General features: G+C 66.0%; 24 protein-coding genes. 16 read left to right on the top strand and 8 right to left on the bottom strand.

Translation table 11 applies throughout. The annotated features are described in order from the left end of the window. Window positions 1-110 precede the first annotated feature (110 nt). The 4 genes from pdhA to J1902_RS16455 all read left to right on the top strand — a co-directional run bounded on the left by pdhA (window position 111) and on the right by J1902_RS16455 (window position 4444). Window positions 111-1310, top strand: a complete 1200-nt coding sequence (gene pdhA, locus J1902_RS16470; RefSeq protein ID WP_207617397.1) for a pyruvate dehydrogenase (acetyl-transferring) E1 component subunit alpha — start codon at window positions 111-113, stop codon at window positions 1308-1310. Next, on the top strand, window positions 1310-2290 hold the full coding sequence (locus tag J1902_RS16465; RefSeq protein WP_207617396.1) for an alpha-ketoacid dehydrogenase subunit beta: 981 nt from the start codon (window positions 1310-1312) through the stop codon (window positions 2288-2290). Before pdhA ends, J1902_RS16465 begins: the two co-directional genes overlap by 1 nt. Window positions 2291-2361: 71 nt before the next feature. Further along, window positions 2362-3816, top strand: a complete 1455-nt coding sequence (locus J1902_RS19725; protein ID WP_207617395.1) for a dihydrolipoamide acetyltransferase family protein — start codon at window positions 2362-2364, stop codon at window positions 3814-3816. A 4-nt stretch (window positions 3817-3820) separates the two neighbouring features. Next, a complete protein-coding gene (locus J1902_RS16455) occupies window positions 3821-4444 on the top strand; it encodes a phosphatase PAP2 family protein (RefSeq protein ID WP_307794480.1) in 624 nt (207 codons plus the stop codon). An 84-nt stretch (window positions 4445-4528) separates the two neighbouring features. Here J1902_RS16455 and J1902_RS16450 read toward each other — a convergent pair whose 3' ends face one another. The 3 genes from J1902_RS16450 to J1902_RS16440 all read right to left on the bottom strand — a co-directional run bounded on the left by J1902_RS16450 (window position 4529) and on the right by J1902_RS16440 (window position 6749). Further along, window positions 4529-4867 carry a hypothetical protein gene (locus J1902_RS16450; protein WP_242702121.1) on the bottom strand — a complete coding sequence of 113 codons (339 nt, stop codon included), beginning with the start codon at window positions 4865-4867 and terminating at the stop codon, window positions 4529-4531. Between the two features lie 143 nt (window positions 4868-5010). Continuing rightward, complete coding sequence (locus J1902_RS16445) at window positions 5011-5442, bottom strand: universal stress protein (protein ID WP_207617394.1); 432 nt, start codon at window positions 5440-5442, stop codon at window positions 5011-5013. Next, on the bottom strand, window positions 5439-6749 hold the full coding sequence (locus J1902_RS16440; protein ID WP_207617393.1) for an aminotransferase-like domain-containing protein: 1311 nt from the start codon (window positions 6747-6749) through the stop codon (window positions 5439-5441). The genes J1902_RS16445 and J1902_RS16440 overlap by 4 nt, the downstream gene beginning before the upstream one ends. A gap of 112 nt (window positions 6750-6861) precedes the next feature. Here J1902_RS16440 and J1902_RS16435 point away from each other — a divergent pair, with 112 nt between their 5' ends. Next, a complete protein-coding gene (locus J1902_RS16435) occupies window positions 6862-7728 on the top strand; it encodes an isocitrate lyase/PEP mutase family protein (protein WP_207617392.1) in 867 nt (288 codons plus the stop codon). 78 nt (window positions 7729-7806) lie between these two features. Here the strand turns inward: J1902_RS16435 and J1902_RS16430 are convergent, their stop codons facing one another. Next, complete coding sequence (locus J1902_RS16430; RefSeq protein ID WP_242702120.1) at window positions 7807-8490, bottom strand: GerMN domain-containing protein; 684 nt, start codon at window positions 8488-8490, stop codon at window positions 7807-7809. Window positions 8491-8868: 378 nt separating this feature from the next. Further along, entirely contained in the window at window positions 8869-9432 is a 564-nt protein-coding gene (locus J1902_RS16425) for an NAD(P)H-dependent oxidoreductase (RefSeq protein ID WP_207617390.1), read from the bottom strand. A 124-nt stretch (window positions 9433-9556) separates the two neighbouring features. On the opposite strand from J1902_RS16425, the gene J1902_RS16420 reads away from it, so the two are divergent. The 9 genes from J1902_RS16420 (at window position 9557) to J1902_RS16380 (ending at window position 20056) form a co-directional block, all read left to right on the top strand. Next, window positions 9557-10165 (top strand): TetR/AcrR family transcriptional regulator, encoded by a 609-nt coding sequence (locus J1902_RS16420; protein WP_207617389.1) that lies wholly within the window; start codon window positions 9557-9559, stop codon window positions 10163-10165. 351 nt (window positions 10166-10516) lie between these two features. Continuing rightward, window positions 10517-11500 carry an ABC transporter permease gene (locus J1902_RS16415; RefSeq protein ID WP_207617388.1) on the top strand — a complete coding sequence of 328 codons (984 nt, stop codon included), beginning with the start codon at window positions 10517-10519 and terminating at the stop codon, window positions 11498-11500. Further along, the gene (locus J1902_RS16410; protein WP_207617387.1) at window positions 11500-12465 is read left to right on the top strand and encodes an ABC transporter permease; all 966 of its coding nucleotides are present in this window, start codon (window positions 11500-11502) and stop codon (window positions 12463-12465) included. Before J1902_RS16415 ends, J1902_RS16410 begins: the two co-directional genes overlap by 1 nt. Beyond that, window positions 12462-14639: an ABC transporter ATP-binding protein gene (locus J1902_RS16405; RefSeq protein ID WP_207617386.1), complete on the top strand. Its 2178-nt coding sequence runs from the start codon at window positions 12462-12464 to the stop codon at window positions 14637-14639. The genes J1902_RS16410 and J1902_RS16405 overlap by 4 nt, the downstream gene beginning before the upstream one ends. A 60-nt stretch (window positions 14640-14699) precedes the next feature. Then, window positions 14700-16412: an ABC transporter family substrate-binding protein gene (locus J1902_RS16400; protein ID WP_207617385.1), complete on the top strand. Its 1713-nt coding sequence runs from the start codon at window positions 14700-14702 to the stop codon at window positions 16410-16412. A 127-nt stretch (window positions 16413-16539) separates the two neighbouring features. Beyond that, on the top strand, window positions 16540-17682 hold the full coding sequence (locus J1902_RS16395; RefSeq protein ID WP_207617384.1) for a Gfo/Idh/MocA family protein: 1143 nt from the start codon (window positions 16540-16542) through the stop codon (window positions 17680-17682). A gap of 181 nt (window positions 17683-17863) precedes the next feature. Then, complete coding sequence (locus tag J1902_RS16390; RefSeq protein ID WP_207617383.1) at window positions 17864-18622, top strand: hypothetical protein; 759 nt, start codon at window positions 17864-17866, stop codon at window positions 18620-18622. Between the two features lie 136 nt (window positions 18623-18758). Then, complete coding sequence (locus J1902_RS16385) at window positions 18759-19310, top strand: RNA polymerase sigma factor (RefSeq protein ID WP_207617382.1); 552 nt, start codon at window positions 18759-18761, stop codon at window positions 19308-19310. Beyond that, on the top strand, window positions 19307-20056 hold the full coding sequence (locus J1902_RS16380; protein ID WP_207617381.1) for a hypothetical protein: 750 nt from the start codon (window positions 19307-19309) through the stop codon (window positions 20054-20056). The genes J1902_RS16385 and J1902_RS16380 overlap by 4 nt, the downstream gene beginning before the upstream one ends. Before the next feature lie 94 nt (window positions 20057-20150). Here J1902_RS16380 and ald read toward each other — a convergent pair whose 3' ends face one another. After that, entirely contained in the window at window positions 20151-21269 is a 1119-nt protein-coding gene (ald, locus tag J1902_RS16375) for an alanine dehydrogenase (protein ID WP_207617380.1), read from the bottom strand. A 375-nt stretch (window positions 21270-21644) separates the two neighbouring features. Here ald and J1902_RS16370 point away from each other — a divergent pair, with 375 nt between their 5' ends. Both J1902_RS16370 and J1902_RS16365 read left to right on the top strand, forming a co-directional pair. Further along, on the top strand, window positions 21645-22997 hold the full coding sequence (locus J1902_RS16370; RefSeq protein ID WP_207617379.1) for a cation:dicarboxylate symporter family transporter: 1353 nt from the start codon (window positions 21645-21647) through the stop codon (window positions 22995-22997). A gap of 64 nt (window positions 22998-23061) precedes the next feature. After that, the gene (locus J1902_RS16365; protein WP_207617378.1) at window positions 23062-24273 is read left to right on the top strand and encodes a PucR family transcriptional regulator; all 1212 of its coding nucleotides are present in this window, start codon (window positions 23062-23064) and stop codon (window positions 24271-24273) included. Between the two features lie 252 nt (window positions 24274-24525). On the opposite strand, the gene J1902_RS16360 is transcribed toward J1902_RS16365, so the two are convergent. Together J1902_RS16360 and J1902_RS16355 are read right to left on the bottom strand one after the other, a co-directional pair. Beyond that, entirely contained in the window at window positions 24526-25083 is a 558-nt protein-coding gene (locus J1902_RS16360; protein ID WP_207617377.1) for an AMIN-like domain-containing (lipo)protein, read from the bottom strand. Window positions 25084-25810: 727 nt separating this feature from the next. Further along, complete coding sequence (locus tag J1902_RS16355) at window positions 25811-26338, bottom strand: DoxX family membrane protein (protein WP_207617376.1); 528 nt, start codon at window positions 26336-26338, stop codon at window positions 25811-25813. Window positions 26339-26818 lie beyond the last annotated feature (480 nt).

Below are 26818 nucleotides of genomic sequence, written 5' to 3'. Positions count from 1 at the left end.
TAAGGACGAAAGCCAAAATATATGCCCAATCCGGAATGCATTCCGGATTGGGCATATATCCCAGTGACACACATTGCTCAGCATCCGGCTGCGGCAGGCAAGGAGACGGTATGGGCTCGACACAACTGCCCACCCCCGGGACTGACGGAATATTGGCGGAGGTCCCCTCAGCGGGAGCCGTTTCCGGCGAGCCCGCCGCAGAGATGGTCCAATTGCTCGGCCCGGACGGCAAGCTCGGTACGGACCCCGTCTTCTCGGATTACGCCAAGCGGATCGAACCCGAGCAGTTGCGCCGCTTCTATGCCGACATGGCCAAGATTCGCCGCTTCGACCAGGAAGCCACCGCGCTCCAGCGCCAGGGCGAACTGGCCCTGTGGGTGCCGCTGACCGGCCAGGAGGGCGCCCAGATCGGCTCCGGCCACGCCAGCCAGCCGCAGGACTACATCTTCCCCACCTACCGGGAGCACGGCGTCGCGCTCGTCCGCAACGTGGACCTCGCTGACCTCCTGCGCCAGTTCCGCGGCATCTCCAACGGCGGCTGGGACCCCCGGGAGAACAACTTCCACCTCTACACCCTGGTGCTCGCCGCCCAGACCCCGCACGCCGTCGGCTACGCGATGGGCATCCAGCGCGACCAGAAGCTTGCCGAGGCCAGCGGTTCCACGGAGCCCAAGGCCGCCGTCATGGCCTACTTCGGCGACGGCGCCAGCTCCGAAGGCGATGTCCACGAGTCCATGGTCTTCGCCGCGTCCTACAACGCCCCCGTGGTGTTCTTCTGTCAGAACAACCACTGGGCCATCTCGGTCCCCAGCTCCGTGCAGACCAAGATCCCGCTGGCTAACCGAGCCAAGGGCTACGGCTTCCCGGGCATCAGGGTTGACGGCAACGACGTCATCGCCGTGCACGCCGTCACCGAATGGGCCCTCGAGCACGCCCGTGAGGGCCGCGGCCCCGTCCTGATCGAGGCGTATACGTACCGCGTGGGCGCCCACACCACGGCGGATGACCCCACCAAGTACCGGGAGTCGGCCGAGGAAACGGAGTGGCGCAGCAAGGACCCGCTGGACCGCCTCGAAAAGTACTTGCGGGCCGAGGGCCTCGCGGACGACGCCTTCTTCGAGCAGGTCAAGGCCGACGGCGACGAGCTCGCCGCCCAAGTCCGTGCCACCACCCTCAGCCTGGAGGTCCCGGACATCCGCTCCTCCTTCGCCAACGTGTATGCCGAAAAGCACCCGCTGGTGGACGAGGAACTGGCGTGGTTCGAGGAATACTCGGCCGGATTCGAAAGTGACGAGGAGGCAGCCAACTGATGACCACCATGACCATTGCCAAGGCCATCAATGAGGGCCTGCGCGCAACGCTGAAGAACAACCCGAAGTCGCTCCTCATGGGCGAGGACATCGGCCCCCTCGGCGGCGTCTACCGCGTCACGGACGGCCTGATCAAGGAATTCGGCGAGGACCGTGTGGTTGACACCCCGCTGGCCGAGTCCGGCATCGTGGGCACGGCGATCGGCCTGGCCCTGCGCGGCTACAGCCCCGTCTGCGAGATCCAGTTCGACGGCTTCGTGTTCCCGGCCTTCAACCAGATCACCACGCAGCTGGCCAAGATCCACTCCCGCACCAACGGACGCTGCACCGTCCCCGTGGTCATCCGCATCCCCTACGGCGGCGGCATCGGCTCGATCGAGCACCACTCGGAGTCCCCGGAGGCCCTGTTCGCCCACACCGCGGGCCTGCGCATCATCTCCCCGTCGAACGCGCACGACGCCTACTGGATGATCCAGCAGGCCGTCGAATGCCAGGACCCCGTCATCTTCTTCGAGCCCAAGCGCCGCTACTGGCTCAAGGGTGAGGTCGACGTCGAGAACGCCGGCCCGTCGTCGGACCCGTTCCAGGCCCACATCGTCCGTGAAGGCAGCGACGCGACCATCGTGGCGTACGGTCCGCTGGTTCCGGTCGCCCTGGCCGCCGCCAACGCCGCGGCGGAGGACGGCCACAGCATCGAGGTGATCGACCTCCGTTCGATTTCCCCCATCGATTTCGACACCGTTGAGGCCTCCGTCAAGAAGACCGGACGCCTGATCGTGGCCCACGAGGCCCCCACCTTCGGCGGCATCGGCGGCGAAATCGCGGCCCGCATCAGCGAACGCGCCTTCCTGCACCTCGAGGCTCCTGTCATCCGCGTGGGCGGCTTCCACATGCCCTACCCCGTGGCCAAGGTAGAAGAAGACTACTTGCCGGACATCGACAAGATCCTCGAAGCCCTGGACCGCTCGCTGGCCTACTGAGCCGACGCACTGCCAACCGCCCCTGATTCAGCCCGCCGCCCGGCGGCCGGCACATCAAAATCGAGGACCCTGTGACTGTCAAGAAATTCAACCTCCCCGACGTCGGCGAAGGACTCACCGAGGCCGAAGTGGTCTCCTGGAAGGTCAAGCCCGGCGACACCGTGGCCATCAACGATGTCCTCTGCGAGATCGAGACCGCCAAGTCGCTCGTTGAACTGCCGTCCCCGTACGCCGGAACAGTCACGGAACTGCTCGTTGCCGAGGGCATCACGGTGGAAGTCGGCACGCCCATCATCGCCGTCTCCGACAACCAGCCCGGCGACGCCCCGGCGGCTCCGGCACCCGGGGCAGCCCCCGCCGTCGTCGACGCCCCGATGTACGGGACGCTGCCGATGGACGACGTTGAGACGCCCGCCGTCGGGCCCCTGGTGGGTTCCGGCCCCAAGGCCGACGCCGTCAAGCGCCGCCCGCGCAGGCGCCCGGAAGGTGCGGCGGCACCGGCAGCACGCGTTGAAACCCCGACGCCGGCAGCAGCCCCCGCCGCACCGGCACCCGTGGCGGCTCCCGCCGCAGCCCCCGCCGTATCCCGCACGGCCGCCATCGGCGGCACCATCAGCGGGCTGGTCAGCAAGGTCCTGGCCAAGCCGCCCGTGCGCAAGGTCGCCCGGGACCTCGGAATCGACCTGGCCGACGTGGTGGCCACCGGCCTGCGCGGCGAAGTGACCCGTGAGGACCTGGTCAGCTACCAGGCCCAGCGCGACGCCGAACTGGACAAGGCCGGCGGCTTCTGGGGCGCCTCGCAGAAACCCCAGGACCAGCGCATCGAGCGCATCGCGGTCAAGGGTGTCCGCAAGGCCACGGCCAAGGCCATGGTGGAATCCGCGTTCTCGGCCCCGCACGTCAGCATTTTCGTGGACGTCGATGCCAGCCGCACCATGGAGTTCGTCAAGCGGCTCAAGGCCTCCCGCGACTTCGAGGGCATCAAGGTGTCCCCGCTGCTCATCCTCTCCAAGGCCGTCATCTGGGCCGCTGCCCGCAACCCGAGCGTCAACGCCACCTGGGTGGAGAACGCGGACGGCAAGGGCGGTGCGGAGATCCTGGTGAAGCATTACATGAACCTCGGAATCGCCGCGGCCACCCCGCGCGGGCTGATGGTTCCCAACATCAAGGACGCCCAGGACCTGTCCCTCAAGGAACTGGCCCTGGCCCTCAACGAGCTGGCCACCACGGCACGCGCCGGCAAGACCCAGCCGGCCGAGATGCAGGGCGGAACGCTGACCATCACCAACATCGGCGCCCTGGGCATCGATACGGGCACGCCCATCATCAACCCGGGCGAGGTTGCGATCATTGCGTTCGGCACCATCAAGCAGAAGCCGTGGGTTCTGGACGGCGAGGTCATCCCGCGCTGGATCACCACCCTGGGCGGCTCGTTCGACCACCGTGTGGTGGACGGGGATCTCTCGGCGCGCTTCATGGCGGACGTTGCGGCCATCCTGGAAGAGCCGGCGCTGCTCCTTGACTGAGCACGTGACTGACCACTCGACCGGGCAGCGTGTGGTCTTTGGCACGCACCGCGTGGCCCGCTGGCTGACGGAGATCTTCCAACCGCCGGTGGTAGTGACTGTGCTGATGCTCGTCAGCCCGGCCGTGGAAGCAGGGTTCCCCGGGACCATGTGGGCCGGGCTGCTGGGTGCGCTCTTTGTGTGCGTGCTGCCGCTGGCCTACGTCCTGGTGCTGGTGAAGCTGGGCAAGGTGAGCGACCACCACATCAGCGACCGCAAGCAGCGGGCACCGCTGCTGCTGCTCGCCCTGGTGTCGGTGCTTGCCGGCCTGCTGCTGCTCCAGGCCATCCACGCGCCCGTGAGCGTCTCGGTCATGATGCTGGCCCTGGTGGGCGGCATTGCGGTGCTGGCGGCGGTGAGCCATTTCTGGAAGATCAGCGGCCACGCCTCGGCCATCTCCTCGGCTACGGTCATCTCGGTGTTGATGTTCGGGCCGGCATGGCTGCCGCTGCTGCTTCTGGTGCCTGCGGTGGGCTGGTCGCGGGTGGTTCTGCGCGACCACACCCTGGGGCAGGTCGTTGCGGGGTCCCTCTTTGGCGGCGTCGTGATCGCCGGCCTGTGGTGGCTGCTGCGCGGCTGGCTGCTGTAACTGCAGTCCTTACGGATCCGGCCAGCCCCACGGGGCGGGGCCCGGCCGCAGGGCGGGCCCGCGCTGCGGCCGGCCCGGAAGCGCCTAGAAGGCGGGGTAGCTGACCAGCAGTGCGTTGAGCTCTTCGGTGGGCATGGTGCTTGCCACTCCCATGGCGAGCGACATCGCGATGGCGCCGATGGTCAGCATGGCAATGGCGGCCACGGTGAAGATCCGCCAGTCGTCGCGCAGGAAGCTGCCGAAGGAATCGGGCATCTGCAGCAGGGGCGAGATCCTGTTCGGGGCACTGTCCCAGGAACCGTCGTCGAGCGTGGCGATGACACGGTCGTTGGCGCGGTCAACGCGCATGGAGCTGATGTGGTTGCCGTGGCGGGCAAGAAGGATGTCATGTCCCACGCGCTGGCGCGGCTGCAAAGTAAGCAAAATCGTAGTCCCTTGGCTTGGTGGAGGGCTGTCGGCACACTCCTTTGGGGGCTACTCCATTTTATCGTCCGGGGTTCGCGGGAGCGCCAAAAGCCAGGTGAGACTCCCCACCCGGCGGCGTGATCCGCGTCAAGTGTTGCCGGTTACGGCCGGTTGTCGGTCTTGGCGATGTAGACATCGCACGGGGCGTGGTGGGCCACGGTGTTCGCGACGCTTCCCAGCACCCGCCCGAGCCCTTGCATGCGGCGGTTGCCCACCACGATCAGGCGGGCATCAACCAGTTCGGCCTCGCTGATTAGGGCTTCGCCGGGCTTTCCGCGTGCTGCCGTGTAGCTGACTTCCAGCCCTTCGGTCTGGAGCTTCTCGGCGACGGTCCTGGCGACCTTTTCGGCCTCGGAGGCGTCGGAAACGATCCAGCGGTCGCCGCCGATTTCAAAAACCTCGGTGCGGTCGCTGTCGAACGCGGTGACCACTCGAAGGCTCGCGCCCAGGGCCTTGGCCAGGTGCTGCGCCGACTGTGCGGCCTTCATGGCTGTCTCGCTGCCGTCGACGCCGACGATAACTACTCCGGTCATTGTCCTGCTCCTCTGCTAGCGCCGGCTTCGATGGCTTCCGTCAGGACAGGAGCCAGCCGGCGGACACCTTCGGCAATAGTATCCGGAGGCACAGCACTAAAGGCCAGCCGCAGCTTGTTTGAGGGTCCGTCGGCAGGGGAGAACGCCGCGCCGGGAATGAAGACGACGCCGGCGTCGATGGCCTTCTTGAGCAGCGGATACGTGTCCACGCCCTCAGGGAGGGTCACCCAGACGAAGAATCCGCCGTCCGGACGGGTCCAGTTGAGGCCCGCGGGCATGTGCTCGTCCAGGGCGGCCAGCAGTGCCCGGCAACGCTCCGCGTACAGGGCGCGGTATGTTTCGATCTGCCCCCGCCAGTCGTAGTCGCGCAGGTACGCCGAGATGATCATCTGGTTCAGCGGCGGCGGGCACAGGGTCACTGCCTCGGAGGCCAGGTAGAAGCGCCGCTGCAAGTGTGCGGGGACCAGCGCCCAGCCGATCCGCAGGCCCGGCGCGAAGATCTTGGAGAACGAGCCCATGTAGATGACATCGTCCGGGTTGGCTGCGCGCATCGGGGCCAGCGGGTGGCCGTCAAAGCGCAGGAGCCCGTAGGGGTTGTCCTCCAGGACGAGAATATTCGCCTCGCGGCATATATCGACGATTTGCTGGCGGCGGCCTTCTGCCAGCGTGATACCGGAGGGGTTGTTGAAGTTGGGGATCGTGTAGAGGAACTTCACGTTTTTCCCCTCGGCCTGGAGTTCCGCGATCCGGGTCTCGAGCAGCTCCGGCACCAGCCCGTCGTCGTCCATTTCCACCGGTTCCACTTGGACCTGGTACGCCTCGAAGGTGTTCAGGGCGCCTACGTAGGTGGGGTTCTCCACCAGCACCACATCGCCGGGATTGCAGAAGACCTTGGCTGCCACGTCCTGTGCGGACTGGGAGCCTGCGGTGACCACGATGTTTTCCGGGAGGGCATCCGTGATGCCCTCCGCGGCCATGATTTCGCAGATCTGCGTGCGCAGTTCCAGAGTGCCCTGGCCGCCGCCGTACTGCAGCGCCGTCATGCCTTGCCTGGCAATGATGTGTGCGGCGGTCTGGCCCAGTTTCTCCAGGGGCAGCGACTGCAGGTAAGGGTTGCCGCCGGCCAGCGACACCAGGCCCGGCCGCATGGAGATGTCGAAGACATCCCGCACGGCCGACTGCTTGATGTTGGCCGCCCGCTCGGAGAAGAGTTCCTCGTGCGGGTGGGCGGCCGTGGCCGCGCGTTCGATGGCATCGATGGCTTCCGCGGGCAGCTCGGGCCCGGCATCCAGTGTTTCGTGGCTCACAGGGAAAGGATACTCCCCAATGTTGCCAATTAGGCAACAGTTGTTGCAGTGATCCCGAAGACTCTGCGCGCCGAGGCTTTACCTCGGGCGCCTGACGGGCTGGAATGGAGCCATGACACCGCATTCCAGCTCTGCAGCCAAGGCCGAAACCTTCCGCAATCTCCACGCCGCCGTGCATGCGCCGCTGGTCTTGGTGAACGTCTGGGACGCTGCCTCCGCGCGGATGGTCGAGGAAGCGGGCGCGACGGCGGTGGCCACCTCAAGCTCGGCGGTGTCCTGGAGCCTGGGGTACCGCGACGGCGACCACCTGCCGCGCGGCCTTGCCATGGAGGCGCTGGGGCGGATCGTGGCGGTGACCTCCGTTCCTGTGACGGCCGACGTCGAGACGGGCTACGGGCGCAGCGACGACGAGCTCCGGAACACCATCCTGGCGGTACTGAAGGCGGGCGCCGTCGGAATCAACCTGGAGGACTCCGCAGGGGAGCCGCTGACCGACGCTGCGGAGCAGGCCCGGCGGATCGCGCTGGTCCGCCGCACGGCGGACGACGCTGGCATCGCCCTGTTCATCAATGCCCGGACCGATACGTACCTCTCCGGAAAGTTTCCCGATACGGCATATGAGGAGACGCTGCGGCGGTCCGAGGCCTACCTGGCGGCGGGCGCCAACGGCGTCTTCGTCCCGGGCGTGGTGGACCTGCACGTGCTCCACGAGCTGTCCCGGCACATTGCCGCGCCGCTCAATGCCCTGGCCGGGCTGGGAGCGCCGTCGCCGCTCGAACTGCACGACGCCGGTGTGCGCCGTGTCAGCATCGGCGGCAACACTGCCAAGGCGGCCTACGCGACGGTGGCCAGGGTTGCCACGGAGATCATGGGCGACGGCAACTGGTCCGCCCTGGCCGGATCCCGCAGCCACGAGCAGATGGACGCCCTGTTCGGGAGCGGGCCGACCGGAGCCGGCCATGAGCGTGTACGACGTTGACGTCGAGCGGGTCCGGCGCAGGAACCCCTGGCGCTGGTTCCTGCTCCACCTGATGGCGATCGCCACGGCCGGCTGACTTCACCGCAGGCTCAGTACCTCGGCCAGGGTCCTTCCGTCGATGTAGATCTCGGCCCTCGAAGCGCCCGTGGCTGCCACGATTGTCTGGGTCAGCTGGGCCTCGATCCGCGGGTTGTCGCACACGCCGCCGGGCCGCAGCGAGCCGCTGAGGTCCACCACCACCGTGGTGCCGCTGAAGTAGCCCGAAACGAAATGCAGGGCAGAGCCGGACAGCGCGTTGTAGAGGCCGGACTCCTGGGCCGTGGTGTTGGCCGGATCGAGCAGCCTGCCCAGTGCCGTGGTCAGTGGGTCGTCGGTGGCCGTGCCGCTGCGGACCGCAACCAGGCTGTCATTGCAGCCGAAGCGCACACCGCTGCTGCCGCCGTCGTCGATGGCAACGTAGTACACGGCAGGTCCTGACGGGGCAGCACGCCGTTGAGGCGTGGCTGCGGGCGGCTGGGCCGGGGCCGTCGAAGTGCCGGCGCCGGGCAGTCCCCCGGGTGGCAGCGCGGAGGGCGGGCCTCCGGTGCCCGGGCCTGGCCCGGTTTCGCCCGGGGCAGTCTGTGCTGCCGTGGCGCCGGAGTTGCCGGTCGGTGACCCGGTGCCGGACGGTGCCACGGGCGGCGCGGGGACCGGCGTCGGCACGGCTTCGGCCGTGGGCGATGGAGAAGTGCCCGGCGCCGGAGCCGCGACGGGAGACGGCAAGGGACCGGCCGCCTGAGTCGCGCCGGGGCCCTGAACAGGGGGCCCGGGAGGGGCGGAGCAGCTGCTGAGCCACAGCGGGAGCGCCAGGCACACAGCCGCGATCGCCGTCGTCGACGTGATCCTTCTGCGTCTGGTCCGCATGACAGCCCCGCAATCCTGCCTGGTCCACCTGTAATTCAACGTTACGGCTGCCCCAGTAGCGGGGGAACGGCAGTGCGGTGACAGTTCGGCTTCAGCTCCATTACGGAATGGTTGCGCCGCCACGCGGGCAGAACCGGCAGTGCGGTTGGCGGGCAGCAAGATGCCCCCGCCCCGCCAATGAGGCGGAACGGGGGCATCTTGACTGGGTGGCTGTTGCCGACCGCGGTGCGGCCAGGACTAGGCTGCGGCTTCTTCCTGGACGGCCGTCAGGGGCTCGAAGATGCCCTTGATCTGCTCAACAACCTCGGCGTCGTCCTTCGGGTGCAGTTCGGCGAAGCGGATCATGGAGCCCGGAACGGCCAGCTTCACGTCTTCGAGGACCTTGGCGCCGGCGATGCCGGCAGCCTTGCGGGCCTCGTCCTGTGCCCAGACGCCACCGAACTGGCCAAAGGCGGTACCGACGACGGCGGTCGGCTTGCCGGCCAGCGCGCCTGCGCCGTACGGGCGGGACAGCCAGTCAATGGCGTTCTTCAGCGATGCCGGCATGGTGCCGTTGTGCTCCGGGGTAACCAGCAGGAGGGTGTCGGCGCTGTTGGCGGCGGCGCGGAGGGCGGCTGCCTCGGCGGGAACCTGGCCCTCGACGTCGATGTCCTCGTTGTAGAACGGGATGCTGCCCAGGGAGCCATGGATCTGCACGTCAACGTTTTCCGGGGCGTTCTGCTGGATGGCTTCGGCCAGCTTCTGGTTGTGTGAATCGGCGCGCAGGCTGCCGACCAGGGCGAGAACGGCGTTCTTCGACATTGAATCTCCTTGTGTCTGGCCTTGGGCTGAGCCCCGGGCCGGCGGATGGTGAGGCGTTTGGAGCCTTCACCCATGCTAAACGGACTATGGTCCGGTTAATATTCCCACGACTAGAATGTTTCTTGTGAGCTTGATCCCCATCCGGCCGGAGGTGCCCTTCGGTGCCCCCGCCGAGCGCAGCGACGCCGCACGAAACCGTGAGCGGCTCCTGCAGGCTGCCCGGGAGCTGGTGGCCGAATACGGTGCCGAGGCCCTGACCATGGACGCGCTCGCGTGCAAAGCCGGGGTGGGCAAGGGGACGGTCTTCCGGAGGTTCGGGAACCGCGCAGGGCTCATGATGACCCTCCTGAGCGACGCCGAGGCCGACTTCCAGCAGCAGTTCATCTTCGGGCCGCCGCCGCTGGGCCCAGGGGCGCCGCCGCTCGAGCGCCTTGCCGCCTACGGCGAAGGTCGCATCTACTTTGTCCTCGAATACGGCGAGTTGCTGAAGGGCGCAGGGGTGTCGCCGCGTAACCGCTTCGACGTCCCGCCGGCGATGCTGGCCCACCGCCACCTGGAACTGCTCCTGCGCGAAGCCGGGATGGACGAGGATCCGTGGGTCATGGCAATGTCCCTGTGCTCGGCACTGGACCCTGAGCGCATCGTCAATGATGTCCGCGTCCATGGCATTTCGCCGAAGCGCCTGGCCGCCTCCTGGCGGCAACTCGTGACCCGGATTATCAATCCCGCGTAGTCTCGGCGCGAATACCGCTATGCGAAAAGCCTGATTTTGACCGGATTTGTCATGTTGCTTGTGGTGCTGTTCATAACGATCTGGGACCATGCTTGCAGGGACGGTGATCGATGAAAATTGTGAAGCAGTTCTTATGAGAGTTTCCCCTTGAATGTGACCTGCACCATGCAGGCGGGGCTGATTGGACGGCAGCGCTGGTAACCATCGCCTGCCCGACTTAGTGCCAGTTCCGGTCACAGCCGGGAAAATGGCGGAAGGACGAGTGTTGACCTTGTTTGCCACCGCCACGGCGCCCCACGCGCGGGCGTCATGCCATGATCCGGAGTTGCGTGTTCAAGGCAGCCGTCCGACATGCTGAAGTATCTCCTGAAGCGCTCGGGCATTTATCTGGTCATGATTTTCCTGACCACCAGTGCCGGCTATTTCCTGGCAGTCTCATCGCTGAAACCTGCATTGCTCGAACAGGAGAAAATTCCGCGGCCCTCCCCGGAGCAGGTCACCAACTCCTTCCGGCTCCTGGGACTGGACCCCACCAAAAATCCGTGGGAGCGCTACGTCGACTGGCTCGGCGGTGTCATCACCAGATGGGACTGGGGCCGCAGCCCCAACGGTGCCTACGTGAATGCGGAGTTCACCGACCGTGTCATGGTCTCCACCCGGCTGTTCATTGCGTCCATCATCCTCACGCTCGTCATCGGCGTGGCCCTGGGCGTCTACTCGGCAGCCCGGCAGTACAAGTTCCAGGACCGGGCCATCACCTCGTACAGCTACCTGGTGCACATCCTCCCCGCACCGATCGCCTACTTCCTGGTCCAGCTCGGCGCCATCAACATCAATGAGGCACTGGGGCAGCGGATCTTCTTCGTCACCGGAATCTCGACGCCGGGCATCGACCCGGGCTGGCCGGCCTTCGTGGACCTGGTGGCCCACTACGCCGTGCCCACCTTCGCCATGACCGTGTTCGGCTGGGCCGGATACCAGATCGCGCAGCGCCAATACTTGTTGGACAACGTCAACGCCGATTTCGTCCGCACCGCCCGCGCCAAGGGGCTCACCCGCAACCAGGCCATCACCAGGCATGCCTTGCGCGTGTCCTTCATCCCGGTGGCGCAGAGCATCGCATTCACCATCCCGGCCATCTTCACCGGCGGCTTCTTTGCCGAAGCGATCTTCGCCTGGCCGGGTGTGGGCCTGTGGAGCATCCAGTCGATCGGCATGCAGGACGTCAATGTGGCCACGGCCATGCTCGCCTACGGCTCCGTGATCTTCGCGGTGGGCGCCATCCTGGCTGATTTCGCCACCACGATCGTCGATCCGCGAGTGAGGGTCCAGTAATGACGAACATCATCGATCCCATTGCGGAACTGGATGAGGCCCGGGTTGAAAACCAGGACGTTGTCATCGCCAAGTCGCGCATCATCTTCCGCCGCTTCATGCGGAACCGGACCGCCGTCGCCGGCTTGTTCATCTTCCTGGCGCTCTTCCTCTTCTCCTGGGTGGGCGGCTTCCTGACCCCGTGGGACAAGGAGACCATCGACCCCTTCAACATCGGCATGGGTCCCTCGCCCGAGCACTTCCTGGGCACCTCGCAGGCCGGCATCGACCTGCTGGCCATGGTGGTGGAGGGAACCCGCATCTCGATCCTCATCGGCGTGATCGTGGGCGGCCTCTCGGTGCTGATCTCCGCGATCTACGGCTGCAGCATGGCGTTCTTCGGCGGCAAGGTGGACTCCGTGATGCTATTCATCCTGGAGGCCCTCATCATGATGCCGGCCATCCTGGTGGTGGCCGTGGCCACCGGGAGCGGCGGTGACGGGCTGAGGGCGTTGCCCAGCTGGCTGCTCCTGATTGTCGTCCTGCTCGTCTTCAGCTGGATGGGCACGGCCCGGCTGGTCCGCTCCCTGTCCATGTCCCTCATGCAGCGGGACTACGTCAAGGCCGCGAAGTACATGGGCATCCCGTCCATGAAGATCGTGCGCCGCCACCTGGTTCCGAACATCGGCTCGCTGCTGGTCCTCGACTTCACCCGCGGCGTCACCGGCGCCGTCCTGGCCGAGGTGGCGTTCTCCTTCATCGGCATCGGCATCAAGGCCCCGGACATCAGCCTGGGCGTGCTGATCGGCCAGTCCACCGGCCAGGTGTCGTCGTTCCCGTGGATGTTCTGGGTGCCGCTGACCGTCATGTTCCTGCTGACCGGTTCGCTGGCCATGATGAATGACGGCCTCCGGGACGCGTTCGATCCCAGCTCCAGCTCAATTGGCAGCGCCAAGTCGAAGACCGCAAAGAAGAAGACCAGATGAGCACCAACATCGAACAGCCCACCAGCCAGACGCCCGCCGAACGCCTCCGCGACGTCGGGCTCTACGCACCCGGCGACGCCGTCCTGAGCGTCCGTGACCTCAATGTCCGCTTCAATTCCGAAAACGGCGTGGTCCACGCGGTGCGGGGCGTCGATTTCGATCTCATGGCAGGCAAGACCCTGGGCATCGTGGGCGAGTCCGGCTCCGGAAAGTCCGTCACCTCCATGGCGATCATGGGGCTCCTGCCCACGACGGCCGAGATCACCGGTTCCGTGCGCTTCAAGGGCAAGGAACTGCTCGGTTTGAGCGACAAGGCCATGTGCAGGCACCGCGGCAGCGACATCGCCATGGTGTTCCAGGATCCGCTGTCCTCGCTGACCCCCGTCTACACGGTGGGGCACCAGATCATCGAGGCGCTCACCGTCCACAACCCCGCCATGAGCAAGCAGGCCAAGGAGTCGCGCGCCGTCGAGCTCTTGCGGATGGTGGGCATCCCCAGCCCCAAGGACCGGATCAAGGCGTTCCCGCACGAATTCTCCGGCGGCATGCGCCAGCGCGTCATGATCGCCATCGCGATCGCCAACGATCCGCGGGTCCTGATCGCGGATGAGCCGACGACGGCGCTGGACGTCACCATCCAGGCCCAGGTCCTGGAGGTGCTGCACACAGCGCAGGAGGAAACCGGCGCCGCCGTCGTCATGATCACGCACGACCTCGGCGTGGTGGCCGGCATGGCCGACGACATCATGGTCATGTACGCGGGGAAGCCCGTGGAGACCGGCACGGTGGAGGACATCTACTACGCCCCCCGCATGCCGTACACGATGGGCCTGCTGGGCGCGGTTCCGCGCGTGGACGCCTCGCAGAAGAACTCGCTGGTGCCGATCGAAGGCACGCCGCCCAACCTCGCCCTGCCGGTCACAGGCTGCTCCTTCGCGCCGCGCTGCCCGCTGGCCAGCGACGCCTGCCTGGCCGGCGAACCGGAACTCTGGGCGGTGTCAGGGAGCGAGGGGCACCAGGCCGCCTGCATCAAGGCCGATTCGCTCGCCACGGACGTCGATGTCCACCGGATCTTCCATGCCCCGCCGGTTCCGGTGTCAAAGTTCGACGGCGTCCCCCGCCAGGAGCGGAATACCGTCCTTGAGCTGAGGGACGTGAAAAAACACTTCCCGCTGCTCAAGGGCGCCCTGTTCAAGCGCCGGATCGGCACGGTGAAGGCCGTGGACGGGCTGAGCTTCGACATCCGCGAGGGCGAGTGCCTCTCGATCGTGGGGGAGTCCGGCTGCGGCAAGACCACCACGCTGCTGGAGATCATGGAGTTCCACCCGGCCCAGCAGGGCGAGGTGGTGATCGGCGGCGTCAGCAACAAGGTGGCCACGGACGCGAAGACCAAGCAGGCCATGCGCAAGGAAATGCAGATGGTGTTCCAGGACCCCACCGGCGCCCTGGACCCGCGCTTCACCGTCTACGAGGTACTGGCTGAACCGCTGGAAAACCTCGGCATGCCCAGGGCCGCCATCAAGAAGCGGATCATGGAGCTGATGAAGCTGGTGGGCCTTCAGGCCGACCACGTCAACCGCTTCCCCAACCAGTTCTCGGGTGGACAGCGCCAGCGCATCGGCATCGCCCGGGCCCTGGCGGTGAACCCCAAGCTGGTGGTGCTTGACGAGCCGGTGTCCGCCCTGGACGTCTCGGTGCAGGCCGGGGTGATCAACCTGCTGGACCAGCTCCGCGCGGAACTGGGGCTGAGCTACCTCATGGTGGCCCACGATCTGTCCGTGGTCCGGCATATCTCGGACCGGGTGGCCGTCATGTACCTGGGCAAGATCGTGGAAACCGGGGACGTGGACCGCGTGTTCGACAACCCCCGCCACCCCTACACCAGGGCCCTGCTGTCCGCCATTCCGGTGCCGGACCCCGAGGTGGAACGGACGCGCGAACGCATCATCCTGCAGGGCGATCTGCCCACTCCGCTGGATGCGCCCAAGGGCTGCAATTTCGCCACCCGCTGCCCGGTCTTCGCGGCCCTGCCCGAAGCCAAAAAGGAAAAGTGCCTCACCTTTGAACCGCCGCTTACCCCAGAGGGCAACGCTTCGGAGGGTGATGACCAGGAGTTTGCCTGCTTCTTCCCTGATGGCGAACTTGATGCCGACATGCTGGTGGTGCATGCCTAAGAACGTGACAGCTATTTCTAGACTCCAAGTATTCAAGTCGTAAAAAATGAAGGACACACCATGAAGAAGTACATGACAATCGGCGGCGCGGCGATTGCTGCGGCACTGATGCTGTCCGGCTGCGGCGGAACGCCGCCGGGTCCGGAGACGCAGAAGGCCCAGGGCTCCGGCGGCGACATCAACAAACTCATCAGCGTCAACGCCAAGGACGCCAAGGACCTCGAGCAGGGCGGCACCGTGACGCTTCCCCTGGGCAGCATCGGACCGTCCTTCAACTTGTTCTCCAACACCGGCAATAGTGCAGACAATAACAGTCTTCATCGCCCCATCGATGGAGCAGGAACCTGGGGTTGCTGGACTCTGGATTTCGATGGTACGGCGACGCCCAACAAGGACTTCTGCGAGGAAATCAAGAGCGAGATCAAGGATGGCAAGCAGACCATCACGATCAAAATCAATCCGAAGGCGACATACAACGACGGCACACCGATCGACGTCAAGACTTTCGAGAACACTTGGAAGATGCTCAGGGGCGAGAACAAGGACATCGACATTGTCACGTCCGGAGCCTACGAATTTGTTGACTCGGTTAGGGCAGGCGCCAATGACAAGGAGGTCATTGTCACCACCACGCAGCCGGTCTATCCTCTTGATGCCCTGTTTACAGGTCTGGTCCATCCGGCAGTGAACACCCCCGAAATCTTCAACACAGGCTTCACCGGCAAGCTGCACGAGGAGTGGATGGCCGGTCCGTTCAAGTTGGAGAACTTCGACGCCGCTGCCAAGACGGTCATCATGGTTCCCAACGAAAAGTGGTGGGGCGCCAAACCAGTCCTGAGCAAGGCGGTGTTCCGGCAACTTGAGACAGGCGCCCAAGTCGCCGCCTTCAAGAACGGCGAAATAGACGGAATCTCGGCCAACACGGTCTCGTTGTACAGTCGGCTGGACGGAACGGCAGATGCCGAGGTCCGCCGGGGCCAGAGGCTGTTTGCCGGCGGGCTGAACATCAACGCGCTCGTGGCCCCGATGACGGACACGGCTGTGCGGAAAGCCATTTTCGCGGCTGTCGATCGACCTGCCTTGAGGGGCGTTCGATTCAACGGCCTGAACTGGGAAGAGGAGAGTTCGGGGTCGTTGCTGCTCATGCCGTTCTCCCCGAACTACCAGGACAACTACCCGGTCAAGGAAACCGGGGCCGAGGCAGCCAAGAAGGTCCTGACTGACGCGGGATACAAGGCGAACGACAAGGGCATCATGGAGAAGGACGGTAATCCCGTGACCTTCAAGATCACCAACTTCGGTGACGATCCCACCACGGGGGCTACTGTGCAAACGCTCCAGAAGCAACTCCAGGCTGCCGGTATGGACGTGGGTATCGATCAGCGCGGTCTGGCCGACTTCCAGAAGGTCCTTGCTTCAAGGGAGTTCGCCTTGACGATTTCAGGATTCTCTCTGACAAGCGGGGACGCCACAGACAGCGTCAAGCAGCTCTATCAGTCCCAGACGAATCGAAACGAGCTGGGAGACGCCGAGCTCGACGCGAAGATCAAGAACCTTGGCACAATTGCGGACAATGCCGAGCGTAACAAGGCTGCCATGGAGGTGGAGAAGGAACACATGGCGAAGTACTACTCCATGGGGCCGGTTTTCAATGGTCCTCAGATTTCCTTCGTACGAAAAGGGCTAGCCAATTATGGCCCGTCCCTGTTTAAGAGCAGTGCTCAGGTTCCGGACTGGACCACCATCGGCTGGGAAAAGGGCGCCAAAAAGTAGCCTCCCCTCCGACGCTCTCTCACTTTTGAGGCGTTTTCGGACAACCCTCTCTCACCTTGGTGAGAGAGGGTTGTTCATTTAAGGCCCAAAAGTGAGAGAGCGTCGGCACGGAGGTAGCGTTGGCGGCATGCGCACCCACGACGCCGGCCAGGAAGCCACCCACGAAGCCGCCCACGATGCCGACCTCGCCCGCGACGCCGCCCGCCACGAAGCCGCCGCAGGGCAGCGGCCCATCCGCACCGCCGTCGCCGGCTACGGGCTCTCCGGCAGCGTGTTCCACGCGCCGTTCATCGCCGCCAGCCCCGCGTATTCCCTTGACGTCATCGCCACCTCCGACGCCGGGCGGCAGTCTGCGGCGGCCGCCCGGCACCCGGGCGTGCGGCTCGTGGCCAGCCCGGCGGACATCCTGGCGCTCGCCGGGGAGCTGGACCTCGTGGTCCTCGGCACGCCGCCGTCGACACACTTTGCGCTGGCCAAGGCGGCGCTGGAAGCCGGGCTCGACGTCGTCGTGGACAAGCCGTTCGTGGCGTACAGCGCGCAGGGGCAGGAACTGATCGAGTTGGCCGCACGGCTGGGCCGAGTGCTTACCGTCTACCAGAACCGCCGCTGGGACGGCGACGCGCTCACCGTCAAGAAACTGCTCGACGCCGGCACGCTGGGGACCGTGACGCGGTTCGAGTCGGGCATGGAACGCTGGGCGCCGGAGATCGCCAAGGCCTGGAAAGCCGGTGCGACGGCCGAGGACGGCGGCGGCGTGCTGTTCGACCTGGGCGCCCACGTCCTGGACCTCGCCGTGCAGTTCTTCGGCCCCGCGCAGGTGGCGTACGCGGAGATTTCCGCGCGTCGGCCGCAGGAACATGCCGATGACGACATCTTCCTGGCCCTCCGGCACGAGTCCGGCGTGGTGAGCCACCTGACGCTGAACCTCAACAGCCAACTGCCCGGCCCCCGTTTCCGCATCCTGGGCAGCGAGGGCGGTTTCGTGAAGTTCGGGGCCGATCCGCAGGAACCGTACCTGCTGGGAGGCGGGCTGCCCACGGACCCCGCCTACGGCGTCGAGCCCGCGGGACACCAAGGGATCCTGGAACGGGACGGGCAGCGCACGCCGGTGCCCACCGAGCGCGGCGCGTACCCGGAGTTCTACCGCATCCTCGCAGAAAAAATCGCCGACGGCGGCGCCTCCTCCGCGCTGCCCCTCCCGGTCGACCCCGCCAGCTCGGTGGAGGTCCTCAAACTGATCGAACAGGCGCGGGCCCTTGTGAAACTGTGAGCCGTCAAAGTTCCCCCGCCCAAAGCGGGGAGATGCGTCCCGGAAGGAAATTTCGGCGCGGCCGTAACTTTTCCGGGGCCGCGGACGATGTAGGGGGAGTACGGAACGGGTCCGCAGCCGACCAAGCGCTTGCGGGCACAACCGTTACCGAAGCAGTCCTACACGATTCTCGGAGGGTTTCATGTCCTTGTTCTCTGTCCTTGCCACCAGCAAAGTCGCTGCCAGCATCCTGGCCGCCGGAGCCGTAACGGTTGGTGGAACCGGCGTTGCCGCCGTCAACGGAGTTCTCCCCAGCGATGTCCAGCAGGCCGCCCACGAGCTGCTCGGCGCCCCCGCCCCGGCCGTGGCCAAGGCAGCCGACGCTGCCGCAGCCGCGCAGGCCAAGGTTGCCGAGGCTGCCGCGGCCGCGCAGGCCAAGGCAGCCGACGCTGCCGCAGCCGCGCAGGCCAAGGTTGCCGAGGCTGCCGCGGCCGCGCAGGCCAAGGCAGCCGACGCTGCCGCAGCCGCACAGGCCAAGGCAGCCGAGGCTGCTGAAGCCGGCAAGGCAACAGCCGAAGACGCTGTTGCGGCCGCGAAGTCCAAGGCCGAGCAGGCCGTTACCGACGCCACGTCGCCCGAAGCTTTCGGACTCTGCACCGCCTTCCTCAACGGCGACCTGAACGCCGGCGCCAAGGTTCCCGGCTACGAATCCCTGGTAGTTGCCGCAGGTGGCGACGCCAAGGCGGAAGCACACTGCGAGGCTGTGGTGGAGGCCGGCAATGCTGCTGGCCTGAAGGCTGACGGTTCCGCGAGCGCCGCCGTCGGCGCCGACGCTTCCGTTTCGGCGCAGGCGCCGGTCGCGCCTGCGGTTCCGGCAGTTCCCGCCGCTCCTGCCCTCCCCTCGCAGCTTCCCGCCGAGGTCCCGGCTGTTCCCGGCGCACCTGTCGGTTCTGTCCGCTAAGCACACGGCGGCTACGCTTTAAGCGCGGGGCTCCTTGGTTGAGACCAAGGAGCCCCGCTACGCAACAGACGGCAGCGGCGGTGGTTTCGCGGACTCCGGGACGTCTCTGCGCTGCGTGGGATGGAGGCATCCGAGGGTGCTGGACCCTTTAACTGATGAATATGTGCAGGCGGACGACGACGATCGCGCGCTGCTCTTCACGGCTGCCTACAACAACTTTTCCGGACCGGTCTTCGGCTACCTGCGCGCCCGGGGTGTGGACGATCCGGAAGCTGTCACCCAAGACGTCTTCCTAGCGCTTTACCCGAAGCTGGCCACCCTCCATGGTGGGCTTCAGGGGGCCAGGACCCTGCTCTTCTCCATCGCCCATGCGCGGATGGTGGACCACTACCGCAAGCGGGAACGCACCCCGGACTCCACTCCGTATGAAGCGGAACTGGACGGACGGCGCGCACCTTCGGCGGAAGACCAGGCATTCGACCGGGGAGCCGGGCTGGGGGTCACGGAACTCCTGGAGGACCTCGCCCCCGACCACCGGGAGGTCCTGGCCCTGCGGGTCGTAGCGGACCTGTCGGTGGAAGAAACCGCGGCCATCATGGGCAAGTCCGAAGGAGCCGTGAAACAACTGCAGCGCAGGGCATTGAGTGCACTGAGAAAGCGTGCACAACTAAGGAACGGCACATCATGAGCGAACAGACCGCACCGGGCGCGCGGAACACCGACGAGCAGGCCATCGACCGCCTGCTGGCCGACGCCGACCTCGACGAGGCGTACGGGATCCGCACCGAACTGCTCGAGCTGCGCGCCCTCGCCAGCTCTGCGCCCCAGCCTTCCGCAGCAGTCCGGGCGCTGATGGTGCCCTCGACGGTCTTGCCGACGGCGGTGCCCGCCCCCGTTGACACACCCGCCCCCGTTGACGAGCTCGCCGCCCGACGGCGGAGGAAGCGCCGCGCTGTCATCGCAGGTATTGCTGTGGCGGTGTCCCTCGCGGGCGGCGCTACCGCTGCCGCAGCCTCCGAGGGCGGCCTCCAAGGAGCGTTCGAGCACTTCGGCAACGTGGTCGGGACGGTCGTCTCGCAGCTGACGCCTGGGGCCGGCACGCCGCCGCAGAACGGCGGGCCTGCCACGCCCTCCGAAGAGCAACCCGTTTATGATGTGACCCAGCCGGCCGTCCCCGGCAGCCCTGATCCGGCACCGGCCGCCCCCAACAGTACGGGCGGTACCGCGCACGGCCAGCCACAGTCCACGCCGGGCGGCGCGGCCCCCAAAGGCCCGTGGAACATCCAGCCCGGCAATGTCACCATCCCGGCGCCGCCCATCACACCACCGGGCATTGCCCCGTCAGACCCGGCCCCGTCAGGCGTTCCGGTGCCGGTTCCCACCGTGCCGGCCGCGGACGTCCCGGCCAACCCGAGCAACCCGGCAAAGCCCTGACGCCCGCCGTCGTACTTAAACACAATCGACTGCTCCGTATCTGCCGTTTTGGGGGCTCAAAAGGGCGTTTACGGAGCAGCCGACGAGGGTGTTGCTAGGCGGAAACCAGGCTGTGCCAGTCGGCAACCAGGGGCAGGCCGTGCGCCTCGGAAACCGAGTGGTGTGCCACTTGGCCTGCGGCGATGTTGAGGCCGGCGGCCAGCGCGGGGTCGCGGTCGAAGGCGGCCTTGACGCCAAGGTCGGCCAGCGCCACTGCGTAGCGCAGGGTGACATTGGTCAGTGCGTACGTGGAGGTGTTCGGAACGGCGCCGGGCATGTTGGCAACGCAGTAGAAGATCGAGTTGTGGACCTTGTACGTCGGTTCCTGGTGCGTGGTGGGGTGCGTGTCCTCGAAGCAGCCGCCCTGGTCCACAGCGATGTCCACCAGAACCGAGCCCGGCTTCATGCGGGAGACGAGTTCGTTGGTGACCAGCTTGGGGGCCTTGGCGCCCGGGATCAGCACGGAGCCGATCACGAGATCTGCGTCGACAACTGACTTCTCGATCTCGTAGGCGTTGGAGGCAACGGTCTTCAGGCGGCCCTGGTAGAGGGCATCCAGTTCACGCAGGCGGTTGATGTTGATGTCCAGAATGGTGACATCGGCACCGAGGCCCAGCGCCATGGCTGCGGCGTTCGTGCCGGCCACGCCTGCGCCGAGCACCACAACCTTGGCCGGACGCACGCCCGGTACGCCGCCCAGCAGGACACCCTTGCCGCCGGCCGGAGCCATCAGCGAGGACGCGCCCACAACCACGGACAGGCGGCCGGCAACCTCGGACATCGGGGCCAACAGCGGCAGCGCGCGGCCCTCCTGCACGGTCTCGTAGGCGATCGCGGTGACGCCGGAGTTGATGAGCTCGGCGGTGAGCTCGGGCTCGGCTGCGAGGTGCAGGTAGGTGAAGAGAACCAGGCCCTTGCGGAAGCGGTGGTATTCGGCCTTGATGGGCTCCTTGACCTTCAGGACCATGTCCGCGCGGCCCCAGACGTCGTCTGCCTCGGCAACGATTTCGGCGCCGGCGACCGAGTATTCCTCGTCCGTGATGCCCGAGCCCAGGCCTGCGCCGCGCTCAACCAGGACGGTGTGTCCGTGGGTGCGGAACTCGTGGACGCCGGCGGCCGTGATGGCTACGCGGAATTCGTTGTTCTTGATTTCTTTGGGGACGCCGATGATCATTTTTTGGCTCCATGTTCAGCGGCTTTTCGGGCCGGGGGATGTGCTGGGGGCTGTGATTCCAGAATAAATCCGGCTGTGAGCGGCGCGACAGCAAAGCCGGAACACCGTGCCGGAGAAACCGCGGAATTCCGGGGTTTTTGGGTTTCGCGGCTCGACATTTGTCGAGCTGCAGGGCGGCAGGTGTCGCCTGATGTTCGTACGAACCGGCCCGGGCCCGCCACCCCGAACCCCGGGTGGTGGAACGCTTGTTTCGGAAATGCTTCCTAAGGTGACCTTAACGTTTCATGGGCGAAATCTTGGAGGCCTAGGTTAGGCGGACCTGCCCGCGAAGCCTTGGCCCGCATGCCGACGGCTGCTTCAATGATTGGTCCCGCCATGAAGATTCCTGCCGCACCTTCCGCAGATCCCCGGAAGAAGCCCCTGTACCGCTCACTCTTCGTCCAGATCCTCGTCGCCGTCGTGGCGGGCATCCTGATCGGCCACTTCTTGCCCGGTCTCGGCTCCGCCCTGCGTCCCTTGGGCGACGGTTTCATCCAGCTCATCAAGATGATCATCGCGCCGCTGATCTTCCTGGTGATCGTCACGGGCATCGCCGCGGTGGGCGATGTGAAAGCGGTGGGCCGGGTAGGCGTGAAGGCCTTGGTCTACTTCACCGGCGCCACGCTGTTCGCCCTCGCCTTCGGCCTGCTGGTGGGCAACATCGTCCAGCCCGGTGCCGGCCTGAACATCGACCCCGCCACGCTCTCCACCGACGCGCTCACCGCGAAGACTTCCACAGCACCACCCAAGGACGTGGGGCAGTTCCTGCTCGGCGTCATCCCCACAAGTGTTGTGGGCGCGTTCGCCAACAACAGCCTCCTGCAGGTGCTCTGCTTTTCGGTGTTCTTCGGATCCGCCGTGGTGGTGATCGGCCGGGAGCGCTGCGCCCCGGTGGTGAAACTGATGGAAACCGTCCTGGAGATCTTCTTCAAGATCATGGGCTGGGTCATGAAGGTGGCTCCCATCGGCGCCTTCGGTGCCATGGCGTTCATCATCGGCCAGTACGGGCTGGACTCCCTGGGCACCTATGCGGTGCTGATCGCCGCCTGCTACGGCGCCGCCGTCGTCTTCATCGCCTTGCTGTTCCTGGTTGCCTGGGGCTACGCCCGCGTGCCGCTCTGGCAGTTCCTGAAGTACACACGCGAAGAATTCCTGCTGGCGCTCGGCACCGCCTCCACCGAGTCCGTGATGCCGCGCATCATGACCAAGCTCAGCAACGCCGGTTGTTCGCGCTCCACTACCGGCCTGGTGATTCCCACCGGCTACTCGTTCAACCTCGACGGCGCCGCGATCTATCTCTCCATCTCGCTCCTGTTCCTGGCCCAGGCCTTCGGGCACCATCTCGATTTCGGCCAGCAGCTCCTTGCCCTCGGCATCCTCATGCTCACCTCCAAGGGCATGGCCGGCGTTCCGGGGTCTGCGTTCCTGGCCCTGTCCGCGACGGCGGGCGCCCTGGGCATCTTCCCGGTGGCAGGCGTCGCGCTTCTCCTCGGTGCCGACCGGCTTATGGATTCGATGCGCGTCGTCGTGAACTTGCTCGGCAATTGCGTGGCCACGTTCGTGGTGTCCAAGTGGGAGGGCGACTTCGACCGCGAGGCCATGCTGCGGGCCTTCCGGGGCGAGACTCCGGCGGGCGGCCCGTTCGAGTCAGCGCCGGCGTCGGATCCGGAGCCCGCAGAGGCCCGCTGAGTCACTGAATCCGGGCGTGGCTGCCCGGCTGTCTGCCGAGGCGGCCGGGCAGTACGCTGGCAGCATGCAGCAGGACGTCGAACAGCTCGTGGAACACGTGGCGCTCAAGCTCGGCCGCGGGCTCTCCCTCGAAGACCTCGACGGCGTCCTCCTCGCCTACAGTTCCAACCAGTCCCACGCGGACCGCGTCCGGGTGAACTTCCTGCTCAGCAAGCGCGTGCCCGCCGACGTCAGCGCGTGGCAGCTCTCGCACGGCATCGCGACGGCGGTGCGTCCCGTCGTCGTGCCCGCCAATGAGGAGCTCGGCATGCTGGGGCGCGTCTGCGTCCCGCTGCTGGTGCGCGGTTTCCGGGTCGGTTACCTGTGGGTGCAGCAGGACGTGCAGGAGCAAAGTGCGACGGCGATCCTCGCCCAGCTGCCGGGCGTGCGGGACGAACTGGACCTGCTGGCCGGGCTGCTCCTGGACTCCAACACCGCCGAATCGGAGTTCCGCCGCCGCCGTGAGCAGGAGTTCCTGGCGGCATGCCATGGGGAGTCGAACGCCGTGGCCGCGGTGGCGGGCTGGAAGGAGATCCAGGGCCGCGGACCATGGCAGCTGGTCACCGTCCTGGACGCCGACGGCGGCCCCGAAAGCGATCCCCTCGCCGCGACGCTGACGCACCGTTCCGCGGCGCTGCAGTCGAGCATTGGCGTCAAGGGCGTGCTGTTCAGCGCCGGCACGGAGACCCACTCGGTGATGCTGTTCCAGCACTCAGGCGGCAGGGCCGAACACGCCCAGATCCTGGTGCACTATCAGCTGGAGCTGGCCAAGCGCGCGGGCCGGACGGTGGACCGGATCATACTGGGCATCAGCGAGCCCTTCGCCGTGGTAAGGCAGCTCGCCGCCGCCTACCGGCAGTCCAAGCTCGCGGCGCAGGCGGCCGCCGTCGATCCGCTGCTCGGGGAGCTGGTGGACAGCCGTTCCGTGGGGGTCTACCAGCTGTTCGACCGGCTGGTGGCACCGGGCGGCTGGGACGATACCGGCTCAATCCACTTCCGCACACTGGAGGAGAACGACAAGAACGGGGAACTGCTGCCGGTGCTGGAACTGCTCTACGACAGCGACGGCTCGGTGCAAGACGTGGCCGCCAAGCTGCATCTGCACCGCAGCAGCATCTACAACCGGCTGGGCAGGATCCGCCAACTGCTCGGCGTCGACCCGCTGAACGGCCAGCTGCGGCTCGAACTGCACTCGGCGCTGAAAGCCAGGCGCTGGGCCCGACGGCCGCGGATCTAAGGTCTGTCCCGACGCACCTGCCCCTGCGGAGCGGGTTGCCCGACAATGTCCATTCCTACACCGTACCGAGAGGTGTAACCCCACTGTCGTTTTCCGAAGTCGTCTGCACTGAATGTCCGAAGTCGTTTGCACCACTCTGGGAAGGGACATCTTTATTGATCCCGCCACCGGGCTGCTGATCGGAGAAAACGTGAGGTAACGCTGACAGCCAGCAAACGTCGTTTCCGCAGCTCGCCAGGGCGCTGGGCGTCCTCACCACCGGTGAGCAACATCGATTACCAGCCGGGATCCTTCGCCCGGGCCGGCCAGGGTGAATACCCGGAACGGCAGCCGCGCGCGGACCCCCAGCCCGATCTGCGTCACCGCCTCGAAGGTGCCTGTGAAGGCCACCTGACGGAAGGTCCGGAAACCCGCAACGTTCACGGCTTCGTCCCGGTTCGCCGGGAGGTAGGTGGCGTTGTAGTCCTGGTCATGGGCCGGTGTCGCGACTGTCACCTGGAGGAACGCGCCGCCCCGCAACGGAACGGTAAAGCCGGACCCGTCCTGTGTAACGGCAGGGACATAGCGCACATGGTACCTGGGGGCCTGGCCGTTGACGTCCACCACCAGACGGTCGAAGCAGGCGTGGCGCCCGGAGCGGATATTGGTGATGGGATCCTGGCCAGGGCCGACCGGCAGGGAGGTGTTCGACTTCGCCAGCGAACCCCAGGTGATCCCGCAGAAGGGGGCCGCCGAGGCGGTGCCGGGCACTACGAGTCCCAGTCCGCCAGCCAGCAGCAGGGCCGCCAGGACGGCACGCGCTTTCGTCATGATGGGCCGGCGTTTCCGTTGTGCGGTAGTCGGCTGCGATGGGGACATGGTCCCGCGGGCGGGGAATCCGCTTCGGGATCCGGAATGATGGGGCAGCCGCCCCCACGGCGCCCGGAAGGTGATGCTCATTGTGTGTCCTATTTACTCAAGGGCTTGCGGGTGAAGAAACGTCCACCGGACGTGATGGCCTCCATGGCCGTGTTGCGGATGGCACCCCGCTTCACTATCGGCCCGGTGTGGTGCGTTCAGTCTGTGCCTCAGGAAGAGGGCAAACAAGCAAGATTCGGAGACAATGATGAAACGGTTCTGCATCCAAATCACGGGTTGTCAACCCCTGATTTTGGACGATGAACCACGGATCGTGACCGGACAGTCACGGCGGCACTCGGGTTCCGCATGGCCCGGCCTGCAGTCGGATCTGCTGGGTCAGCCTAAGAGGACAGTCCGGTACGTCCGCGAGCCAAGTCAGGTCTGACGCTTCGTGCAGTCGACCTTGGCAGCCCAAGAGGAAGCGGTCCCTGGCACTCTGCCAGGGACCGCTTCCTCTTGACAACTTCCCATAGATCAGAGGAGTCCATCGCCGTTACCTGCGAAGTCGGCGTCCATATACAGCCCGGTACAAAGCCTGTGAACGACCAAACCACGAAAGCATGGCGGGCCGGCCTCCGCGCGGTCAACTCCCAAAGCTGACACAATCCCCTCGAATGTCCTCCATCCGGAACGGGATCTACGCGGCCTCGGGCTTCGGCCCTTTTGGAGGGCGGCTCGTGTGGGTGATAAGCACCAACGTCGCGGCGATGAGCAATCCGTTTTTTGTCACGAACTCGCCGTCGGTAGTCAGCAGCAACGGGTTACCGTCGCTAAACATCAGTTCAGGTGCCATTGCGAATGTGGAGAAAGTGCCCGCCAGATGCATCGCTGACGCCAGCACTGAGAGGCGAATGAACATGCCGCTTATGAGCAACGCACCAAGCGCCAACTCCGCGAGTCCAAGAAGCAGCAAGACTAGATGGTCGTTGCCGAACGGAAGCGTTTGCCCAATGAGGCCGGCAACGGGCGAACGGCCTATGACCTTGAGTCCGCCGAACCATAGAAACAGGATCCCGAGCATCACTCGCAGCGCCGGCAGTGCGACAGGTCGCAGCGCTTGCGTGACCGAATGGTCCAGGGCCCGGGCCCGTTCGGCGACCGTAATGGGGACCTGAATTCGGTCGGGATGCTGGGTTCCGCGGGGAGAGTCGATTTCATGAGTCATGTTCATCTTCTTTCTTGGAGCGGCCGGGCATGCTGCCAGTCTCTGAAGAGCGGTCGGTGTTCTGGGGGAATCCTTGGCAGTTGGCGGCCATTGTCGGGGAATGGATTGTTTGCCGAATTGACGTGGACACGGGTCGTTAATAACCTGTTGATGACCTCCTTGTAGGTTTCGGGATTCCTTCGGGCAGGCCGATGTATTCATCCAGGGTGAAGGCGCGTATATGCGAAAGATCAGCTGCCCGTGGCGGTTACAATGTTCCAGCTCGTCGCATAAAGGGAACGGTGGCGACCCGGTCGCCAGCCTCCTGGGGACTTTCTATTTTCGGTTGGATGCCAAGAAGCGGTTCCGTGACTGCTTCGCAAAGCAGTCACGTGTGAACCCGGGTTGGTCTGGGGCCGTACTGCGGACTCTCTGGCGCGGCGAGACAGATATCGCCTGCGCTAGGAGCGTGGGTCGGTAGTCGTTAAAACGCCGGACGAA

This window comes from Arthrobacter cavernae (assembly GCF_017368795.1).
Taxonomy (GTDB): Bacteria; Actinomycetota; Actinomycetes; order Actinomycetales; family Micrococcaceae; genus Arthrobacter; species Arthrobacter cavernae.
The sequence above is the reverse complement of the archived record's forward strand: the minus strand, read 5'-3'. Positions and strand labels throughout refer to the sequence as shown.

Coding starts and splice junctions, on each gene's coding strand:
- pdhA (WP_207617397.1), top strand. CDS start 111: ATGGGCTCGACACAACTGCCCACCCCCGGGACTGACGGAATATTGGCG.
- J1902_RS16465 (WP_207617396.1), top strand. CDS start 1,310: ATGACCACCATGACCATTGCCAAGGCCATCAATGAGGGCCTGCGCGCA.
- J1902_RS16445 (WP_207617394.1), bottom strand. CDS start 5,442: ATGACCGGAGTAGTTATCGTCGGCGTCGACGGCAGCGAGACAGCCATG.
- J1902_RS16435 (WP_207617392.1), top strand. CDS start 6,862: ATGACACCGCATTCCAGCTCTGCAGCCAAGGCCGAAACCTTCCGCAAT.
- J1902_RS16425 (WP_207617390.1), bottom strand. CDS start 9,432: ATGTCGAAGAACGCCGTTCTCGCCCTGGTCGGCAGCCTGCGCGCCGAT.
- J1902_RS16415 (WP_207617388.1), top strand. CDS start 10,517: ATGCTGAAGTATCTCCTGAAGCGCTCGGGCATTTATCTGGTCATGATT.
- J1902_RS16410 (WP_207617387.1), top strand. CDS start 11,500: ATGACGAACATCATCGATCCCATTGCGGAACTGGATGAGGCCCGGGTT.
- J1902_RS16405 (WP_207617386.1), top strand. CDS start 12,462: ATGAGCACCAACATCGAACAGCCCACCAGCCAGACGCCCGCCGAACGC.
- J1902_RS16400 (WP_207617385.1), top strand. CDS start 14,700: ATGAAGAAGTACATGACAATCGGCGGCGCGGCGATTGCTGCGGCACTG.
- J1902_RS16395 (WP_207617384.1), top strand. CDS start 16,540: ATGCGCACCCACGACGCCGGCCAGGAAGCCACCCACGAAGCCGCCCAC.
- J1902_RS16390 (WP_207617383.1), top strand. CDS start 17,864: ATGTCCTTGTTCTCTGTCCTTGCCACCAGCAAAGTCGCTGCCAGCATC.
- J1902_RS16380 (WP_207617381.1), top strand. CDS start 19,307: ATGAGCGAACAGACCGCACCGGGCGCGCGGAACACCGACGAGCAGGCC.
- ald (WP_207617380.1), bottom strand. CDS start 21,269: ATGATCATCGGCGTCCCCAAAGAAATCAAGAACAACGAATTCCGCGTA.
- J1902_RS16370 (WP_207617379.1), top strand. CDS start 21,645: ATGAAGATTCCTGCCGCACCTTCCGCAGATCCCCGGAAGAAGCCCCTG.
- J1902_RS16365 (WP_207617378.1), top strand. CDS start 23,062: ATGCAGCAGGACGTCGAACAGCTCGTGGAACACGTGGCGCTCAAGCTC.
- J1902_RS16360 (WP_207617377.1), bottom strand. CDS start 25,083: ATGACGAAAGCGCGTGCCGTCCTGGCGGCCCTGCTGCTGGCTGGCGGA.
- J1902_RS16355 (WP_207617376.1), bottom strand. CDS start 26,338: ATGACTCATGAAATCGACTCTCCCCGCGGAACCCAGCATCCCGACCGA.